The following is a 13,286-nucleotide window of genomic DNA, read 5'->3' on the forward strand; positions in this document are numbered from 1 at the left end:
TGACACCATGAACATCAATCTGCAACTCGACGCCCTGCGCTGCGCTTACCGCGACGGCAGCACCACGCCCCGGCAACTGCTGTTGCACCTTCGGGATAAAGCCGCGGCGCTGAACCCGGACTATCACCTGTTCATCCACTTGCTCAGTGTCGAAGAACTGGAACCCTACCTCGCCGCCCTCGATGGCCGCGACATCGACAGCCTGCCGCTGTACGGCGTGCCGTTCGCGATCAAGGACAACATCGACCTGGCGGGCATTCCAACCACGGCGGCGTGCCCGGCGTTCGCCTATGTTCCGGAACGTTCGGCCACCATTGTCGAGCAACTGCTGGCGCTGGGCGCAATCCCGTTGGGCAAGACCAATCTCGACCAATTCGCCACAGGCCTCAATGGCAGCCGTTCGCCTTATGGCGCCTGCCCGAATAGTGTGTTGCCGGAGTATCCATCGGGCGGTTCCAGCGCCGGTTCTTCGCTGGCAGTGTCGCTTGGCGTGGCGAGTTTTTCGCTAGGCACCGACACCGCTGGCTCCGGACGCGTGCCGGCAGCGCTGAACAATCTGGTTGGCATGAAAGCCACCAAGGGACTGATCTCCACCGCCGGGGTGGTCCCGGCCTGTCGCACCCTCGATTGTGTGACCACGTTTACCGCGACGGCTCGGGAGGCCAGTCAGCTGCTGTCGCTCACAGCACGCCTCGACCCTCGGGACGCGTACAGTCGCAATAATCCTTCGTGGAATGACGGCTCGGCGTTCGGTGCTCCACGCCCGTTCCGATTCGGCGTACCGCGTGCGCAGGACCTTGAGTTCTTCGGCTGCCCTGAAGGCCCGCTGCTGTTCGGTGATGCCATCGATCGGCTCAAGGCGTTAGGCGGTGAGGCGGTGGAACTGGACCTGTCGCCATTTTTGGAAGCGGCCCGCCTGCTCTATGAAGGCCCATGGGTTGCCGAACGCTACAGCGTGGCGGGTGAACTGATGGAGCGAAATCCCGAAGCCGTGCTGCCAGTGATCCGCGCCGTTCTGGCCCAGGCCCCCGCCGTCAACGGCGTGCAAACCTTCCGCGCCCAATACCGGCTGCAAGCACTCAAAGCCGTGTGTGATAAAGCGCTGGAGGGTCTCGATTGCGTCGTCACGCCGACCATTGGCCGTCCCGTCACCCTGGCCGAACTCGACGCTGAACCCGTGCTGCGCAACTCGGAACTGGGTTACTACACCAACTTCATGAACCTGCTCGACTACGCCGCGATCGCCGTACCAAGCGGTTTCATGGGCAACGGTTTGCCGTGGGGCGTGACACTGTTTGGTCGTGCTTTCACCGATCAGTACTTGTTGAGCGTGGCCGATGGCTTGCAGCGCCAGGACGCTTTGGCGACACCAGCCTTGACGGCCGTGGCGCGCCATGATCGGGCGCGGCTGGTGGTTTGCGGCGCACACCTGGACGGCTTGGCGCTGAACTGGCAGCTCAAGCAGCGTGGCGCCCGGTTGTTGGAAACGACACTTAGCTCGCCTGACTATCAGCTCTACGCATTGGCCGGCGGCCCACCGTTTCGTCCTGGAATGGTTCGTGTGAAGGACGGTGGCGTGGCGATTAGCGTGGAAGTCTGGGAGTTGCCGAGCACGGAGTTGGGCTCATTCCTGACCGGGATTGCTGCACCGCTGGGGCTGGGCAAAGTGCAACTGGCGGACGGTCGCTGGGAAAGCGGGTTTATCTGTGAGGCCTATGGCTTGGAGGGCGCGACCCAAATCAGCCATCTGGGCGGATGGCGGGCTTACCTGAAAACACTGGCATAAACGCGCTTGCCAGGGGCTGCCGCAGGCTGCGATCTTTTGGTCTTGAACTTAAAGATCAAAAGATCGCAGCCTGCGGCAGCTCCTACAGAGTTATGTGATGACGCAACCACTGGAACGACTATTCGCGGCGCACATGGAGCAGTTTTTTCCCCGCTGTGCCATTAGAATGCGACATCGGATGACTGCCAATGGAACTGCCATGCCGCTTCGCTCGCCGCTGTATTCTCAACGTTCGTTGGTCTTCACGCTGGTTGCGTTGCTGGGCGCAGGCTATCTTGCTACCTCCTTTCTCAGTTACTACGCCTCGCGGGCGTCGATCCGCGACAGCATCGTCAATACCGAATTGCCACTGACATCCGACACGGTCTACTCGGAAATCCAGAAAGACCTTGTCAGACCGATCCTGATTTCCTCGATGATGTCCCGCGACACCTTCATGCGTGACTGGGTCGTCAACGGTGAAAAAGACTCCGACCAGATGACCCGCTACCTCAACGAGGTCATGACCCATTACGGGGCCTACACCGCGTTCTTCATTTCCAACACCAGCCTGACCTACTATCACGCCAAGGGTGTGCTCAAACAGGTCAAGGTCTCCGAACCCCGCGACGCCTGGTACTTTCGCGTGCGCGACATGAACGATCCCTACGAGATCAACGTCGACCCGGACCTTGCCAACAAGGACAACCTGACCTTCTTCATCAACTACAAGGTCTACGACTACAACGACCGATTCATCGGCGCGGCGGGCGTCGGTCTGACCGTGGATGCGGTGATCAAGCTGATCGACAAGTACCAGCAGCGTTATCAACGCAGCGTGTTCTTCGTCGACAATTTCGGGCGCCTGGTGCTCACAGGTGCCGAAGGCGGGCCGCAAGGTGCGCACATCGGGCAGAAACTCAGCGAGCTCGACAGCATGAAAGACCTGCTCGGCCGGCTGCCAAAGCCCCATAGCGGCAGCTACGAATATTCGGTCCAGGGCCAGGGGCATTTCCTCAATGTGCGCTACATTCCCGAGCTCAATTGGTACTTGTTCGTCGATAAACGTGAAGACGGCGCGCTCACTGAAATCCGCCAGTCGCTGTACCTCAACCTGCTGATCTGCCTGCTGGTCACGCTGAGCGTGCTGGTGCTGCTCAACCGGGTAATCAGACGTTATCAGGACAAGATCCAGACCCAGGCGACCCTCGACAGCCTGACCGAGCTGCCCAACCGTCGGGGTTTCGACCTGCTGGCCGCTCAGGCCATGCACGAAGCCCAACGCGAACCCCTGCCGCTGACCGCTCTATTGCTCGACCTGGACCACTTCAAGGCGTTGAACGACACCTACGGTCACCTGGCCGGCGATCAGGTGCTGATCGGTTTTGCCCGGGATCTGGAAAGTTGCCTTCGGCACTCCGACATCGTCTGCCGCTGGGGCGGTGAAGAGTTCATCGTGTTGCTCAAGGACACCGACGCTGAGACCGGTCGGATGATCGCCGAGAAAATTCGTCGGCACGTGGAACAACAGCGCTATGCCTACAACGATCAGACCCTGCAAGTGACCGTCAGCATCGGTCTCACCACCCTGCTGTCCGATGACACCTTGCACAGCCTGCTGTCGCGGGCGGATCATGCGATGTACCGGGCCAAACAAAGTGGCCGTAACCGCACCTGTATGGAAATGCCTCACCTCGATCATGAACCCGCCTGACCTCTGCCCAGCCTGTGGCGCCGCCAACGATTGCACCCTGGCCGATCCGCGAACCGCCGACCGCACCTGCTGGTGCTACAGCGTCACTATCGACCCGGCGGTGCTCCAGTCGTTGCCGACCGAACTGCGCAATGCTTCCTGCCTGTGCCCGCGTTGCGCCGAAGTCGAGGCGCAGTTGCAAGCGGCGGCGCAGCCATTGAAGTAAGATGCGCGCCCCTTACTTCAATGATCATTCGTTCATGCGCGTCGACCGTTTCCTCAGCAACCTGCCGTGCTTCAACCGCAAGCAGGTGCGCCTGTTGCTGGTGGAAAAACGCGTGCGGGTTGACGGAAAAATCGTCAGCGACCCGCACAGCGAAGTTCGCGAATTCAGCCGTATCGAAGTCGACAATGATGTGCTTCAAGTGGGCAAACCCCTGCGCCATTTCATGCTGCACAAGCCTGCCGGTTGCGTCAGCGCCACCCGTGACCCGCAGCACCCGACCGTGCTCGATTTGATCGATGAGCCGAACAAGGACGACCTGCACATCGCCGGACGCCTGGATTTCAACACCACCGGGCTGATGCTGATCACCAACGACGGCAGTTGGTCGCGACGCCTGACCCAACCAAAGACCCAATTGCCGAAGGTCTATTACGTCGAAACCGAACAGGACATCGGCGCCGAATACGCCATCACATTCAGTGAAGGCCTGTACTTCGCCTTCGAAGACCTCACCACCCTACCTGCCGGACTAGAGCTGCTCGGACCAAAGTGTGCACGCCTGAGCATCGTCGAAGGCCGTTATCACCAGGTCAAGCGCATGTTCGGTCATTTCGACAACAAGGTGCTGCGCCTGCACCGAGAACGCATGGGCCCCCTGGTGCTCGACGACGCGTTGAAACCGGGCGAATACCGTCCATTGAGCGATGAAGAGATCGGATTGATCTAAGCAATCGACCGCTCAGCAGAAGTTGTCGAACAATTTACCAACGGCACTTGCACATTGATGTGACCCCTGCTTGAATCAGGACGTCGGCCGAAATGTGACCGACGAGTCACCCCATACTTCTAAGAAACTTTTTGCCGGTAGGAACCCTTGGGTTCCGGCCTCATCCGGCAGACTGCCCGCCAATAACAATACCCGTCGACCGGACTGCAGTGGATCGACATGGGCCTCTCAAATTCCAGGCGTATGCCTACCTGTCACAAAGCTCGTGCAATCTCATTTGCGCGCATACACGCTTGCCAGGAGTCTTATGACATGAGGCCAGAAATCGCTGTGCTGGATATACAGGGTCAGTACCGGGTTTACACGGAGTTCTATCGCGCAGACGCCGCAGAGAAGACCATCATCCTGGTCAACGGCTCGATGGCCACGACTGCGTCGTTTGCACAAACCGTGAAAAACCTCTATCCGCAGTTCAACGTGGTCTGCTACGACCAGCCCTACGCGGGCAGGTCAAAAGCCCACAACCTGCATGAAAAAATGCTCACCAAGGAAATCGAAGGGCAGATCCTCCTGGAGCTGATCGACCACTTCGCCGCCGAACACGTGCTGTCGTTTTCCTGGGGTGGCGCGGCAACCATGATGGCGCTGTCGCAAAGGCCACGGCGTATCGAAAAAGCCGTGATCAGCTCGTTCTCTCCGGTGATCAACGCGCACATGCTCGATTACCTCGAGCGCGGCGTCGACTACCTCGGCAGCCGCGATGGGGACCGGGTCGGGCACCTGGTGAACGACACCATCGGTAAACACTTGCCGTCGTTGTTCAAACGCTTCAACTACCGCCACGTCAGCTCCCTCGCCGAGCACGAGTACGGGCAGATGCACTTCCACATCAACGACGTGCTGCACAGCGATCGCCAGTGCTACTTGAACGCGGCGAAGAAGATCGACGTGCCGGTGCTGTTCCTCAACGGTGAATGGGACGAATACACCGCCGCAGATGACGCCCGACTGTTCGCCGGCCACGTGCAACACAGCACCTTCAGCACCCTCCAGGCCACCGGGCACTTTCTCGACATGGAGCACAAAGCCGCCTGCCGGGACAGCCGCAACGCACTGATGGGGTTCCTGAAACCGGCGCAGAATGAAAGCCGACCGCGTTACCACTACGTCCAGGACCACCATGCATTGTCCATCTGAAACAGCGTCATCGCGAGCAAGCTCCGCGCTACAGTGTTGATTCCATTCCTGTAGCCGAGGCTTGCCCGCGAACGACCGCTACCGGTCTTTGCCTGGCTTCATCTGCGCTAAACCCGTCTGGCGCAAAGAAAAACTTCATTTCCCCGCGCACATCTGGTACAAAGTCACCGCTCTGAGCGGGTGTCGTATAATGGCATTACTCCAGCTTCCCAAGCTGATAACGAGGGTTCGATTCCCTTCACCCGCTCCAATCGAATTTTAGTCTCACGTCAAGAGGGTTTTGACGGGGATGTAGACACAAAAAAACCGGTCCTTGTGGCCGGTTTTTTTGTGCTTGAAATTCGGGCCCCACGCTTCAGCAAAACCCCGCAATACACCAGGCCGATCATTTCAGGCTTGTCCAAGGCCCAGCCCACAACGGCCCCCTAGACTCGATACCAATCCCTTAACCGCCGAATCAGGAAGCTTCGGTGGTTATAGTGTTGATTACAGAAAAACAGTAGGTATAGTAACCACAAGCACACCACAAGGAGGTGATGTGAACAGCCGATTTTTGATAAGCCAACTCGTTGCGGACGGCGGGTATCTGGTACGAATCAGAGGCAGCCATCACCACTTCAAGCACCCGACCAAACCGGGGCTGGTGACTGTCCCTCATCCAAAGAAAGATCTGCTGAAGAAAACGGCCATCAGTATTTTGCAACAGGCGCTGCTCCAGGAGCCGATGCGCCAGGTCCGCGGAGGACAAACAACATGCTTTACCCGATTGCGATTTCAATGGGCGATGACAAGCACGCCTGGGGCGTTGAAGTCCCCGACATTGCGGGCTGCTTTTCCGCCGGGGAAGATCTGGATGACGCGATGGCCATGGCGCGGGAAGCCATTGAAGGCCATTTCGAAATTCTGGCCGAAGACGGTTCGCCCATTCCACCAGCCAATAAAGTGACCTTGCATGCAGCCAACCCAAAATACGCCGGGTGTGCGTGGGCGCTGGTCGACATCGACGTCACCAAATATCTGGGCAAGGCCCAGAAGCTGAACATCACATTGCCGGGTTACCTGCTCAACCGTATTGATGAGTACGTGTTGCACCATCCGGAAGAAAAAAGCCGTTCGGGTTTTTTGGCCTCGGCGGCATTGAAAGTGTTGCAGCAGAGTTGAAAACCTTGCTTGAGCGATGAATGAACCGGCCCGAGTGGCCGGTTTTTTTTGGGGGTGGGCATTTGTGGAACGCCCACCTGGACCGATATCAAGGGCCCCATTTTTGAAGGCGCGTACCAAGTCTCTTCGAAAAAGCAATGTCCTACACGACACCGGGAATTGTCCGTAGACTTGCGCATTGCTGTGCCTTTGTCATGAGCCCTATAGTCCGAGCGCGCCCCAATGGCGTATCGGGTTTGGCGACTCGATGGCAAAGCACAGGAACCTCCGAGCCCTCTACGTCAACACCACCCAGCCACTGCACTCCCTCCTCAGCACAGCCGGTTATAGAATCGGCGCCGTGACACAGGTGCTCGAAAATCTCGCGATGCGCGGTGAAATCAGCACTGACTCGGTGATCCTCAGCGACTTCGCATTGTTGTGCTGCAAACCGTTGCGCGATGGCTGCGATGAGCTGGATGTGATCGCTCGGCGCATGGATGCAGAGCCATCCTGACGCGACCTTGTGGCGAGGAACCTTGTTTCTTCGCCACACAATGTCGGGGTACCTTTTCGCCTCAGCGAGTCGCGACGATGAACAACCGAGGAAACGGCAACAGCACCGAACCATCGGTTAATGCCGGATAAGCCTGCTCAATCGCCGTTTGATACTGCTTGAGATACTGCACCCTTTGCGCCTCATCCAGCGGTTCGAGAAACGGGCGCAACCCACTGCCCTTGAACCACTCAACCACGCCGGCTGCACCGTCCGCGAGTGGATGATGGTAGGTGGTGCGCCACACATCGACGCGCGCGCAGCAGGCTTTGAGCATCGAGTAATAAATACCGGCGTCGGCCATTTCGGTTCGTTGCCCGGCGACTTTTGCCAATTTGCTGGCCCATGGGCCGTCAGCCGCAACCTCGCGCATCAACCGGTGCGAAGGTTGTTGGAGGTTGTCGGGCATCTGGATCGCCAGACTGCCCCCGGGCGCGAGCTTGCTCACCAGTGAAGGCAACAACGTGGCGTGATCGGGCACCCACTGCAACACAGCGTTGGCAAAAATCACGTCGAACGGACCTGATTCGCTCCAGGTATCGATGTCGGCGAGATCGAACTTCACCTGCGGCAGACGCTTGCGGGCCGCCTCGATCATGTCGCTCGAACTGTCCAGCCCGCGCACCGTCGCGCCGGTGAAACGTTCCACCAGCAACTGCGTCGAGTTACCGGGGCCACAACCGATATCGACGGCCGAGCGCACATCAGCAGCGGGGATCGCCGCCAGCAGGTCACGGGCCGGACGGGTGCGTTCATCTTCAAAAGCGACGTATTGTTTGGCGGACCAGGTCATTGCGTTCTCCTGTCAGTGCGTTGTCGGAACGTGGACCGACAACCGGTTCACTACGATAGCGCGATGGTCACTGCCAGTGGTTCAGAACTCCGCTTTTTCAGTTACGCGTCAATCACTGCCGAATTTTCATCTCCCCCCCGATGTCTGAATTTCAGGTTCATCCCCAATAAGGAAAACGGCCATGAAATTCGCAAAAGTCGCACAGAAACTCGCCCTATGGACCGGTAGCCCTAAAACGTTTCTGGGGGCGATTGTCCTGATTTTTTTGTGGGGATTGAGCGGGCCGATTTTTCATTTCAACGATACGTGGCAGCTGATCATTAATACCTCGACCACCATCATCACCTTTCTGATGGTGTTCCTGATCCAGAACACGCAGAACCGCGACACGGACATTCTGCATTTGAAGGTCGATGAATTGCTGCGGGTGACCAAGGAAGCGCAGAACGCAATGCTTGGGCTTGAAGCGCTGGACCTCAAGGAGTTGGAAGCGCTGAGAAAGCAATATCGGACCCTCGGCGAAGGCCAGACCATTTCGCTGGACGGTACCGTTGTCGAAGAAAAAGGTAAGTCCGGGTTGAAAGACTGCTGATAAAAAGCGCAGGTGACCGTCGTCACCTGCGCAACTCAAGCCTTAGCGACTGGCTTGCAGTGCCCGGGCCATTTGCAGATGGTTTTGCAGCTTGGGCAGGGTCTCTTCGGCAAACGCCTTGATCTGCGGCACGTCGGTGGTCTGCGCCGTCTGCTCCAGCTGTTCGATAGCTTGCTCGGTGGTTTTCACCTGACTGGCAGCATAAGCCTCATCGAAACTGGTGCCCTCCAGGACTTCTGGCATCAACGCCTTGGCTTTTTCGACGACCTCTTCTCGCGGTGCCACCGGCAGGTCCAGTTGTTTGGCGATTTTTGCCAGGTGCTGATTGGCGGTGGTGCGGTCGTTGATCACGACAATGGTGTAGTCCTTGACCTCTTTGGATTCGGACTTCTGGTGCGCCAGGCGGCTGGCTTCGATGTCCGCCATGCCTTGGGCCGACGCATCGTTGATGAACTCGGCGGGCGACTGGGCGCACGCACTGCTGGCGTACAGGCCCAACAACGTGACAAAACTGACATTACGCAATCGGGTGGCCATCCGGTTCATGGTCGCGCCCTCCTCTTCAAATTCAAACGGGAGCTTTCGCCCCCGCTTCTCAATCAAAACAACCTTCATCCACTAGCGAGACTTTTGCCCGCCTTGTCCGCCTTTGCGGCCCATGTCGGGTTTTTCTTTGTCGACAGTCGTGGTGGTCGTTTTCCCACCTTTGCGACCGGCTTCAGACGCCTTCGTTCGATCGTTGGCGAAGTTTCCCGAGTTCGAGTTTCTTGAGTTAGGCATGATTCTCTTCCTCTTGGTATTGATCGCGGCGAGCTGTAGCCCGCATAGAATCTGAATTTTTGCCATCCAAAAGGTTTAGAAAAGCTGAAATCGTCACGACGAACGGTGACGATGTTTTCAGACGAGCCGCAGGTGCTGCTCACGCTTGGCGGTGTACATGGCCTCGTCAGCGTGCCGGAACAGCTGCTTCTCTTCAGTGCCGTGATCCGGATATTGAGCGACCCCGATACTGGGCTGGATGCACAGGCTATGACCGTCCAGCCGTAGGGGTTGAACCAGCACCTGACGGATTTTTCCGACCACGATGTCCGTATCTTCCGGAGCGTGGATGCTGTGCAGCAACACCACGAATTCATCGCCGCCAATGCGCGCCACGGTGTCGGTTTCCCGCACGCAGCCCTTGAGGCGGTTGGCCACCGCTTGCAGCAGCATGTCGCCGACCGCGTGGCCGTGGGTATCGTTGACCTGTTTGAAGCGGTCGAGATCGACATACAACAATGCCAGGCGCCCATTCGTTTCCTGGGCGATCTCCAATGACGCCTTGAGGCGGTCGCGCAGCAGCTCACGATTGGGCAGTTGCGTCAGTTGGTCGTACTGGGCCATATGCTGCAGACGTGTATGCAATTGTTTGCGCTCGATCGCGGTGGCGACCTGGGCACAGACATATTGCAGTAGTTCCATGTCTTGCTCGGTGTAACGCTCCCCGCCCGGTATGCTTTTGACGATCAGCGCACCGATGGTGCCCTTTTGCGAGTTCAGCGGAACGCCCAGCCAGCAGGGCGCGTCATGAGCGCTCATGAGCGCTTCAAAACCAGGTGCAATCTGGTCTGGCGTCAACAGAATCGGCTGGCCCGAGCGAATGACTTCAGCACACAAGCGCCCGGTCAGCGTTCCCGGCTGCCCGGGTTGTGGCTCCTGGTCATCGACGTGATAGGGGAAATTCAGCTGCGCGCAGTGCTCGTCATACAGCGCCACGGAAAAATTCAGCGCCGGCAGCCATTCGCCAATGATCATGTGGATGCGTTTGAACAGCGCCAGCAGGTCTTCAGCCGCATGGGCCGCTTCGGAAATGGCATACAGTGCCGCTTGCCGGGATTCGGCCTGTTTGCGTTCGGTGATGTCGCGCGCCACGGCGATACGCAACTGGTCGACTTCCGACCAACGCGCCGACCAGAGGATGTGCACCACCCGACCGTCCTTGCGCATATAGCGATTCTCGAAATTGAGCTTTGGCTCGCCGCCCATGATTTCCCGCGCAGCATCGAGAGTACGTTGGCGGTCGGCCGGGTGCACCAGATCGATCATGGACTGGCCAATCAACTCGTCGGGGCAGTAGCCGAAAATGCGTTCGCAGGCCGCGCTGACAAAGACGAAGCGGCCCTGTTTATCCACCGCGCAAACGGCGTCCAGCAACAGATCGATGTAGCTCGCCAGCGGCGCAGAGTTTCTGGTTGCCATGGTACCGAGAGCGCTTCCGGACAATGTAGCAATCAAATCCGTCCCTGACCGCTCAGGCGCCCCTGCGCTGACGGTATGACTGTCGCCTCCCTGCGATCAGTGTCAAGCCTTGTTCGCCACCAACCCTGGCAACGCATGTGCCAGTGCATTGATGGCGAAACCGATGAACATTACCCCGCACAGTCGGGTGATTGCCAGTTCATGGCGTTGGTACAAGGTACGTACCCGCTGGGCACCGACGATGCCGATGAGGATAGCGTAGGCGATAAGACCGCCCAGGAAACTGAGGACGATCAGCCACGGCAACATCGACCAGGTCAGCAACTCGGCGCGACTCGACAATAACGCGGTGAACGTGGCCACCGCCACCGGATAAGCCTTCGGGTTGGTCAGACCGAACAGGATGCCGTGCCAGAACGGCTGACGCGCCGGGCCCTGCGGTGCTTCGCTGCCACTGCGCTGCGCCCGTACAGCGCGCCAACCCAGCCAGAACAGATAGAGCCCGCTGAGTACGCCGAGCACATCGAACGCGGTGCTGCCGACTTCCCGTGCACCGACAATAGCCACCAGCGCAGTGCTGCACCAGACCACATCGCCCAGCAAATGCCCGCAAAGAAACCCTGCACCGGCCCGACGTCCATGCGCTGCGCCAATGCCGAAAACTGCCAATACACCGGGCCCCGGGGTTATGCCGTAAATAAAACCCGAGGCGAGCACAGCCATGAGTAGCGAGGGGGTCATCGGGGCTCCTTTTTATACGCGGTGTTGAATGCTCGCCAGTCTATCCCAGGTCTTTGGCTCTGGACTGCCAGATTGCCGAAGAAACACATCAAGGTTCAATCCCTTGCACGATCTGCTGTTTCAACCAGTTCAACGCCTGATCTCCACCCCGCCGCGTGTGCCACACCAGGACAAACGTGAACGACGGTATCTGAAACGGCGGCGGCACGACGACCAACGTCGACTCATCGATATCACGCAGGGCACGGGAGGCGACAGTCAGGATCAGGTCGGTGCCGCTGATGAGCTCCGGGGCGACACGCCAGTGCGGCAGGCTGACTGCCACTCGACGGCGTTCGCGCAGACTGGTCAGGGCGCGTTCGATTTCCGGCGTGCCGCTGCCACGCATTTCCAACAGGACATGGGGACGACGCAAATAGGTGGGCAAATCGAGGATGCCGCTGTCGGACAGGCTGTTGTGGTCGACCAGGCAGGCGTAGTGCTCTTCGAACAGCGGTGTGCTGCGTAACTCGTTCGGTAACTCTGGAAATACCGCGGCGGCGATATCGATTTCACCGTTGACCACGCCTTCGAGCATGCCTTCGCGGCTGGCGTGGCTGATTTGCAGGTCGATGCCTGGCGCTTCGCGGCGCAAGGTGCGGATCAATCCCGGCAGAACAATGGCCGCGCCGTAATCGGACATGGCCAAGCGAAAGGTGCGCTTGGCGGTGGCCGGATCGAAGGCATTCGGTGCCAGCAAGGATTGCACCTGGGCCAACGCTTGCGAAAGTGGCGCGACCAACTCCAATGCGCGCGCAGTAGGCACCAGAGTCGCGCCCGCGCGGACCAGCAACGGATCACCCAGCAGATCGCGCAAACGCGCCAAGGCATGGCTGACTGCCGGTTGACTCAAATGCAAGCGCTCGGCGGCGCGGGTGACGTGTTGCTCGCTGAGCAAGGCGTCCAGGATCACCAGCAAGTTGAGGTCGATGCAGCGCAGATCATTCATTTCATGCATGTTCTGAATAGCAAAACGGAATTTAAATCTGCGCGACGAATACTCTAGAGTCCAGCAAAACCTGTTGGAGGATGAACATGAGTACGTTGCACTGGGCTGGCCTTTTACTGCTGGCCGCATTCGCCGGGGCGGTGGTGCCGTTTCAGAGTGCGATCAATGTCAACCTTGGCCGCGGATTGGGTCATCCGTTGTGGGCTACCCTCGCTTCACTCGTGGTGAGCATTCTGGTGCTGTTGCCGATCATGTTGGCGTTGCGTTTGCCGTTGCCGTCACTGGCATTTATCAGCAAGGCGCCGTTGTGGATATGGGCCGGTGGCGCGTTCGGGGCGTGTTTTATTTCATTGGCGCTGGTGCTGCTGCCCAGGCTCGGGGCTTCGGGGTTCATGGCATTGGCACTCGCGGGGCAAGTGGTGGCGTCGATGTTACTCGACCACTTTGGCTGGTTTGGATTGGTGGAACGGCACGTGACATTACCCAAGGTGTTTGGAGCGGTGTTGTTGATTGTGGGGGTGGTGTTGATTCAGTTTGGTGATGCGGTGGGGAAAGCAGTGGTAGCGACTTCTTGAAGATCAAAAGATCGCAGCCTCCAGCAGCTCCTACGGGGATGCGTGGTCCCTGTAG

General features: G+C 58.6%; 15 protein-coding genes, 1 tRNA gene and 1 pseudogene. 11 read left to right on the forward strand and 6 right to left on the reverse strand.

Annotated features, from left to right (window positions below; all coding sequences use genetic code 11):
* Positions 1-7 precede the first annotated feature (7 nt).
* The 9 genes and pseudogenes from atzF (at position 8) to QMK58_RS22830 (ending at position 7,265) form a co-directional block, all read left to right on the forward strand.
* The gene (gene atzF, locus QMK58_RS22790; RefSeq protein ID WP_053155707.1) at positions 8-1,786 is read left to right on the forward strand and encodes an allophanate hydrolase; all 1,779 of its coding nucleotides are present in this window, start codon (positions 8-10) and stop codon (positions 1,784-1,786) included.
* Between the two features lie 199 nt (positions 1,787-1,985).
* The gene (locus tag QMK58_RS22795; protein ID WP_053155704.1) at positions 1,986-3,479 is read left to right on the forward strand and encodes a sensor domain-containing diguanylate cyclase; all 1,494 of its coding nucleotides are present in this window, start codon (positions 1,986-1,988) and stop codon (positions 3,477-3,479) included.
* Positions 3,466-3,684, forward strand: coding sequence for a cysteine-rich CWC family protein (locus tag QMK58_RS22800; protein ID WP_053155702.1), 219 nt, complete (start codon positions 3,466-3,468; stop codon positions 3,682-3,684). Before QMK58_RS22795 ends, QMK58_RS22800 begins: the two co-directional genes overlap by 14 nt.
* 34 nt (positions 3,685-3,718) lie before the next feature.
* Positions 3,719-4,411 carry a pseudouridine synthase gene (locus tag QMK58_RS22805; RefSeq protein WP_053156057.1) on the forward strand — a complete coding sequence of 231 codons (693 nt, stop codon included), beginning with the start codon at positions 3,719-3,721 and terminating at the stop codon, positions 4,409-4,411.
* Between the two features lie 312 nt (positions 4,412-4,723).
* Positions 4,724-5,608, forward strand: coding sequence for an alpha/beta fold hydrolase (locus QMK58_RS22810; RefSeq protein WP_053155700.1), 885 nt, complete (start codon positions 4,724-4,726; stop codon positions 5,606-5,608).
* A gap of 176 nt (positions 5,609-5,784) precedes the next feature.
* Positions 5,785-5,858: transfer RNA gene (locus QMK58_RS22815), tRNA-Gly, on the forward strand.
* A gap of 288 nt (positions 5,859-6,146) precedes the next feature.
* Positions 6,147-6,323 (forward strand): annotated as a pseudogene (locus tag QMK58_RS22820) (type II toxin-antitoxin system HicA family toxin); the annotation flags it as partial.
* Between the two features lie 38 nt (positions 6,324-6,361).
* Entirely contained in the window at positions 6,362-6,769 is a 408-nt protein-coding gene (locus QMK58_RS22825) for a type II toxin-antitoxin system HicB family antitoxin (RefSeq protein ID WP_053155698.1), read from the forward strand.
* 247 nt (positions 6,770-7,016) lie between these two features.
* Positions 7,017-7,265: a hypothetical protein gene (locus tag QMK58_RS22830; RefSeq protein ID WP_053155696.1), complete on the forward strand. Its 249-nt coding sequence runs from the start codon at positions 7,017-7,019 to the stop codon at positions 7,263-7,265.
* A 61-nt stretch (positions 7,266-7,326) separates the two neighbouring features.
* Here QMK58_RS22830 and tam read toward each other — a convergent pair whose 3' ends face one another.
* The gene (gene tam / locus QMK58_RS22835; RefSeq protein WP_053155694.1) at positions 7,327-8,097 is read right to left on the reverse strand and encodes a trans-aconitate 2-methyltransferase; all 771 of its coding nucleotides are present in this window, start codon (positions 8,095-8,097) and stop codon (positions 7,327-7,329) included.
* Between the two features lie 181 nt (positions 8,098-8,278).
* Here tam and QMK58_RS22840 point away from each other — a divergent pair, with 181 nt between their 5' ends.
* Positions 8,279-8,689, forward strand: coding sequence for a low affinity iron permease family protein (locus QMK58_RS22840; RefSeq protein ID WP_053155692.1), 411 nt, complete (start codon positions 8,279-8,281; stop codon positions 8,687-8,689).
* A gap of 42 nt (positions 8,690-8,731) precedes the next feature.
* Here QMK58_RS22840 and QMK58_RS22845 read toward each other — a convergent pair whose 3' ends face one another.
* The 5 genes from QMK58_RS22845 to QMK58_RS22865 form a co-directional block, all read right to left on the reverse strand.
* Positions 8,732-9,235: a DUF4142 domain-containing protein gene (locus tag QMK58_RS22845; RefSeq protein ID WP_320395486.1), complete on the reverse strand. Its 504-nt coding sequence runs from the start codon at positions 9,233-9,235 to the stop codon at positions 8,732-8,734.
* A 72-nt stretch (positions 9,236-9,307) separates the two neighbouring features.
* On the reverse strand, positions 9,308-9,469 hold the full coding sequence (locus tag QMK58_RS22850; RefSeq protein ID WP_082344429.1) for a KGG domain-containing protein: 162 nt from the start codon (positions 9,467-9,469) through the stop codon (positions 9,308-9,310).
* A gap of 117 nt (positions 9,470-9,586) precedes the next feature.
* A complete protein-coding gene (locus tag QMK58_RS22855) occupies positions 9,587-10,927 on the reverse strand; it encodes a GGDEF domain-containing protein (RefSeq protein WP_053155688.1) in 1,341 nt (446 codons plus the stop codon).
* 102 nt (positions 10,928-11,029) lie between these two features.
* Entirely contained in the window at positions 11,030-11,668 is a 639-nt protein-coding gene (locus QMK58_RS22860) for a LysE family translocator (RefSeq protein ID WP_053155686.1), read from the reverse strand.
* 88 nt (positions 11,669-11,756) lie between these two features.
* Positions 11,757-12,665 carry a LysR family transcriptional regulator gene (locus QMK58_RS22865; RefSeq protein WP_053155684.1) on the reverse strand — a complete coding sequence of 303 codons (909 nt, stop codon included), beginning with the start codon at positions 12,663-12,665 and terminating at the stop codon, positions 11,757-11,759.
* 77 nt (positions 12,666-12,742) lie between these two features.
* Between QMK58_RS22865 and QMK58_RS22870 the strand changes: the two genes are divergently transcribed.
* Positions 12,743-13,231, forward strand: a complete 489-nt coding sequence (locus QMK58_RS22870) for a DMT family transporter (protein WP_053155682.1) — start codon at positions 12,743-12,745, stop codon at positions 13,229-13,231.
* Positions 13,232-13,286 lie beyond the last annotated feature (55 nt).

This window comes from Pseudomonas sp. P8_241 (genome assembly GCF_034008315.1).
Lineage (GTDB): Bacteria > Pseudomonadota > Gammaproteobacteria > Pseudomonadales > Pseudomonadaceae > Aquipseudomonas.

Bases quoted from the DNA above. Each gene is read 5' to 3' on its own strand.
- atzF (WP_053155707.1), top strand. From the start codon at position 8: ATGAACATCAATCTGCAACTCGACGCCCTGCGCTGCGCTTACCGCGAC.
- QMK58_RS22795 (WP_053155704.1), top strand. From the start codon at position 1,986: ATGCCGCTTCGCTCGCCGCTGTATTCTCAACGTTCGTTGGTCTTCACG.
- QMK58_RS22800 (WP_053155702.1), top strand. From the start codon at position 3,466: ATGAACCCGCCTGACCTCTGCCCAGCCTGTGGCGCCGCCAACGATTGC.
- QMK58_RS22805 (WP_053156057.1), top strand. From the start codon at position 3,719: ATGCGCGTCGACCGTTTCCTCAGCAACCTGCCGTGCTTCAACCGCAAG.
- QMK58_RS22810 (WP_053155700.1), top strand. From the start codon at position 4,724: ATGAGGCCAGAAATCGCTGTGCTGGATATACAGGGTCAGTACCGGGTT.
- QMK58_RS22825 (WP_053155698.1), top strand. From the start codon at position 6,362: ATGCTTTACCCGATTGCGATTTCAATGGGCGATGACAAGCACGCCTGG.
- QMK58_RS22830 (WP_053155696.1), top strand. From the start codon at position 7,017: ATGGCAAAGCACAGGAACCTCCGAGCCCTCTACGTCAACACCACCCAG.
- tam (WP_053155694.1), bottom strand. From the start codon at position 8,097: ATGACCTGGTCCGCCAAACAATACGTCGCTTTTGAAGATGAACGCACC.
- QMK58_RS22840 (WP_053155692.1), top strand. From the start codon at position 8,279: ATGAAATTCGCAAAAGTCGCACAGAAACTCGCCCTATGGACCGGTAGC.
- QMK58_RS22845 (WP_320395486.1), bottom strand. From the start codon at position 9,235: ATGAACCGGATGGCCACCCGATTGCGTAATGTCAGTTTTGTCACGTTG.
- QMK58_RS22850 (WP_082344429.1), bottom strand. From the start codon at position 9,469: ATGCCTAACTCAAGAAACTCGAACTCGGGAAACTTCGCCAACGATCGA.
- QMK58_RS22855 (WP_053155688.1), bottom strand. From the start codon at position 10,927: ATGGCAACCAGAAACTCTGCGCCGCTGGCGAGCTACATCGATCTGTTG.
- QMK58_RS22860 (WP_053155686.1), bottom strand. From the start codon at position 11,668: ATGACCCCCTCGCTACTCATGGCTGTGCTCGCCTCGGGTTTTATTTAC.
- QMK58_RS22865 (WP_053155684.1), bottom strand. From the start codon at position 12,665: ATGCATGAAATGAATGATCTGCGCTGCATCGACCTCAACTTGCTGGTG.
- QMK58_RS22870 (WP_053155682.1), top strand. From the start codon at position 12,743: ATGAGTACGTTGCACTGGGCTGGCCTTTTACTGCTGGCCGCATTCGCC.